The following is a 1830-nucleotide window of genomic DNA, read 5'->3' as shown; positions in this document are numbered from 1 at the left end:
CCGCTTCCGGCACCATCGGCATATAGATGAGAACGCGGTCGCCCTTTGAAACGCCGTGCCGCTGCAACACGCCCGCAAAGGTGGCAACCTCGTCCAGCAATTCCACATAGGTGAATTTCCTGACACGGCCGAGCATGGCACTGTCATAGACCAGCGCCACCTGATCGCCGCGCCCGCCTTTCACATGGCGGTCAAGCGCGTTCCAGCAGGAGTTCGTTTCCGCGCCCACGAACCAGCGGGAAAGCCCGTCCTTCACTTCAAGGGTTTTGGTGGCAGGCTTGAACCAGTCGATCTCCTTTGCAGCTTCCGCCCAGAAGCCTTCCGGATCGCTCTTCCAGCTTTCGTAAACCTGTTTGTAGCGTCCCATCCGCTGCTCTCCCTTTTTTAGTTATTGCCCCTGTTCTAGCACGGCTGACAGCGAGTTTCATGCAAGGAGAAGCGCGTCTTGCCGCTCTCCCGCGCGCTGGGTAACGTGTGGCCTGCATCCTCCCTTCTCCCCGCGCCCGCGAGGCTTCCCATGTCGCAGAACCCCTATGAGCTCGACCTCGACCGGAACCCGGCAAACCACCAGCCCCTCTCGCCGCTTAGTTTTCTGAAGCGCGCGGCGGAGGTTTATCCGCAAAAGACCGCCGTGGTGCACGGGTCGCTCCGCCGCCCCTATGCAGAACTTTATGCGCGCTGCCAGCAACTCGCCTCCGCCCTTTCCGAGCGCGGCATCGGCCTTGGCGACACGGTGGCAGTGATCGCCCCCAACACGCCGGAAATGCTCGAACTTCATTACGGCGTGCCCATGGTTGGCGCGGTGCTGAACACGATCAACACGCGGCTTGATGCAGCCGCCATCGGCTTCATCCTCGATCATGGCGAAGCGAAATTCGTGTTCGTTGACAGGGAATATTCTAGCCTGGTGAAAGACGCCCTCGCGCTTGCCAAGGTGAGGCCCCTCGTCATCGACATTGACGATCCCGAATATGACGGACCGGGCGAGCGCATCGGCGAGACGGATTATGAAGCCTTCATCGCGAAGGGCGATCCGCATTTCAATTGGCACCTGCCCGCCGATGAATGGCGGGCGATCAGCCTGAACTATACGTCCGGCACCACCGGCAATCCGAAAGGCGTCGTCTATCACCATCGCGGCGCCTATCTCCTCGCCATGGGCAATATCGTGACGGCGGGCATGACCGGCAATTCCGTCTATCTCTGGACGGTGCCCATGTTCCATTGCAATGGCTGGTGTTTCACCTGGTCGCTCAGCGTGGTGGCAGGCACGCATGTGTGTCTGCGCCGCGTGACCGCCGCGAACATCTTCAATGCCATTGCCGCGCATGCGGTGACACATATGGCAGGTGCGCCCACGGTGATGGGTTTTCTCGTCAATGCGACGGAAGAAGAGAAGAAGCCGCTGCCCAATACGGTGCATTATTTCGCGGCTGCCGCACCGCCGCCCGCCGCCACCATTCGCAAGCTTGAGGCGCAAGGCTTCAACGTGATCCATGTCTATGGCCTCACCGAAACCTACGGCCCTGCCGTGGTGAATGCCTGGCACGATGAATGGGATGAACTGGAAACTGAGAAACGCTCGGAAGTGAAAGCACGGCAGGGCGTGAACTATGCCGTGCTTGAGGGGATCTCCGTGCGCGATCCCGAAACCATGGAAGAAGTGCCGCGCGATGGTGAGACCATTGGCGAGGTCATGTTCCGCGGCAATGTCGTGATGAAGGGCTATCTGAAAAACCCGACGGCGACCGCGGAAGCCTTTGCCGGTGGCTGGTTCCACTCGGGCGACCTCGGCGTCTGGCACAAGGATAATTACATCCAGCTCAAGGA

The 1830-nt window shown here is 60.2% G+C and carries 2 protein-coding genes; one reads left to right on the top strand and one right to left on the bottom strand.

The genetic code is table 11. The annotated features are described in order from the left end of the window. On the bottom strand, positions 1-367 hold a 367-nt coding region (locus tag WBF74_RS00095), incomplete at its 3' end, for an acetyl-coenzyme A synthetase N-terminal domain-containing protein (RefSeq protein ID WP_424433597.1). 150 nt (positions 368-517) lie between these two features. Here WBF74_RS00095 and WBF74_RS00090 point away from each other — a divergent pair. Then, positions 518-1830: AMP-binding protein (locus WBF74_RS00090; RefSeq protein ID WP_424433595.1), on the top strand; the 1313-nt coding region annotated here is incomplete at its 3' end.

It is taken from the genome of Parvibaculum sp., assembly GCF_049672805.1.
Lineage (GTDB): Bacteria > Pseudomonadota > Alphaproteobacteria > Parvibaculales > Parvibaculaceae > Parvibaculum.
The sequence above is the reverse complement of the archived record's forward strand: the minus strand, read 5'-3'. Positions and strand labels throughout refer to the sequence as shown.